Source organism: Hadarchaeum sp. (SeqCode) (assembly GCF_049969415.1).
Lineage (GTDB): Archaea > Hadarchaeota > Hadarchaeia > Hadarchaeales > Hadarchaeaceae > Hadarchaeum.
In genome coordinates, this window is record NZ_JBMFOX010000087.1 from 1 (window position 1) to 2,332 (window position 2,332).

Consider the following 2,332-nt stretch of genomic DNA (forward strand, 5'->3'; position numbering starts at 1 on the left):
TAAAACAAAATTTTCCCGAAATAAAAATGATTGTAATTATTGATGCTAATTTAACTAAAACTGAAAATTTCATATTAAAAAATGAGTTTGATTGTGTTTTATCTACTAAAAATTTAGAAAAATTGGCTGTTGAATGTGGAATCGTGCGGTGAATATGTCCCTGCTCCTTGCACACACCGCCCGTCAAGTCACCCAAGTGAGAACTTGGTGAGGCACTATTGGGAAACTGATGGTTTCGAGCCAAGTTTTTATGAGGGGGGCTAAGTCGTAACAAGGTATCCGTAGGGGAACCTGCGGATAGATCACCTCCAATTTTAAATTAAATTGGAAAAGTGTGCACAATTCCATTTCACTATAATTTCATAATTATAGCGCATCAAGCAAGGCACGGAATGTTGTAAATGAATTCTGAAGTATATTATGGGCTCGTAGCTCAATGGTAGAGCGCCTCCTTTGCAAGAGCTTTCTTAGCAGGAAAGTTCGCAAAGAAGCTCCAAGACAGGAGGAGGCTGCGTGTTCGAAACGTGGTCTCCTTAGGGAGGCTGTGCGTAATTCACGCCGAGTCCATTCGCGTCATTCGAATGAATGATGCGGGCATCATGCGAATATATGTTTGAGTGAAAGACACGAAGCAGTGAAAAACACTGTATTTGTGAGTGCTACGCCATTCAGAGGATGGCCAGGCTTGGTTTTCAAGCGGACGTGGCAAGCTGCGATAAGCGGCGGGTAGCTGCAAGCAAGCGTTGATCCGTCGATATCCGTGCGCCCAGAAATGGGTAAACACGCGGTGAATTGAAACATCTTAGTAGCCGCAGGAAGAGAAACCAATTGGGATCCGGTAAGTAACGGCGAGCGAAAGCCGGAGAGAACAAACCGAATGCTGCATGGCAACATGCAGTAGATGTGGGCGTTGCAACTATCCTTTGCTGGAGCTGAAGTCAGCTGGAAAGCTGCGCTAAAAAGGGTGACAGCCCCGTAAGTAAAAAGCGGAGGAGGGCAACGATGAGAGTAGTACTGGTTGGTAATCCAGTACGAAGTTGGGTGGAGCAACATCCAATTCTAAACAGGTAATCCAAGACCGATAGCGAATTAGTAGCGTGAGCGAACGTTGAAAAGTACCCTGAAAAGGGGGGTTAAAAGTGCCTGAAACTGAATGGTCACAGGTTGTTATGGTATGAAAGGGACGAAGGAACCAAAAGGAAGCAGTTGCAAAACTGTTGTACGATGGTTCTGGACCAGTATCATAACGTACTTCTCGAATCAAGATCCAGGGAGTAGATGGTAGTGGCGAGCCGAGAGGCGAAGCGAAAGCGATTGCACGTAGTGCTGAACGAGGTGCATCGTACGAAAGTGCGTTAAGTCACTAGTATCTGACCCGAAACGGTTGCGATCTACACTGGAGCAGGTTGAAGCCGATCTAACGATCGGTAGAGGACCGCAACTATTGCTAGTATATCTGCTTAGGTGACTCCTGTGTAGGGGTGAAAGTCCAATCGAGCATCGCGATAGCGGGTTCCTCCCGAAGCATCCCTCAGGATGACCCTCATGGAGATGGATTGTGGGGTAGAGCACTGATTAGAAAGAATAGGTTCGAAAGAGCCTGCTTTCTTGTCAAACTCCGAATCTACAATCATCGCAGAAGTGGGGAGTCGGGTTTCATCGGGTAAGCTGATGAGCCGTGACGTGAACGAACGAGTCTTGGGTTAAAGCCCCTAAACTCCAACTAAGTGTGAAGCCACAAGGAATGTATATTTCTAGACAGACGGGACGTAGGCTTAGAAGCAGCCATCGTCTAAGCAACGCGTAATAGCGGACCGTTCGACACCAACTTTGTTGGGAGAAATATACAGGCCGAAAATGTACGGGACTAAGTTGGATGCTGAGACCCAAGGGCACACCCGAAAGGTGTGATCCGGTAGGGAGGTGTGCGGTACACAGAGAAGTTGGGACGTGAGTTCCAATGGAGTGTATTGCAATAAATATCCTGGAGTTAGTAGCAGCAAATACTGGTGTGAATCCAGTACGCCGAAAGCCCACGGTTTTCTTGGCAACGTTCGTCAGCCAAGAGTTAGTCGGTCCTAAGGCCCCAGCTAATTACTAGGGGACGAAGGGGAAACAGGTTAATATTCCTGTACCATTATGGTAGACGCGGCAACGCAAGTTAAGAACATGACATCTGAGGTTAGGCAAAGCAAGGGAGACCTTGTCTAAGCGACATAGTGCTGTGGAGTCTCATTATGAGGAGAAACAGTATAAGGCGCGATGGGCCCTCGTTTGGGGGTTTTGTTGAGACCTTGGATCCGTGAAAAGTGTTCTTATCCGATCCATAATG

General features: G+C 47.0%; 1 tRNA gene and 2 rRNA genes. All 3 read left to right on the top strand.

Annotated elements, in window-relative coordinates:
* Window positions 1-311 (top strand): 16S ribosomal RNA (locus ACP5PX_RS07860); the annotation flags it as partial.
* A gap of 111 nt (window positions 312-422) precedes the next feature.
* Window positions 423-567: transfer RNA gene (locus ACP5PX_RS07865), tRNA-Ala, on the top strand.
* A gap of 80 nt (window positions 568-647) precedes the next feature.
* Window positions 648-2,332, top strand: a 23S ribosomal RNA gene (locus tag ACP5PX_RS07870); the annotation flags it as partial.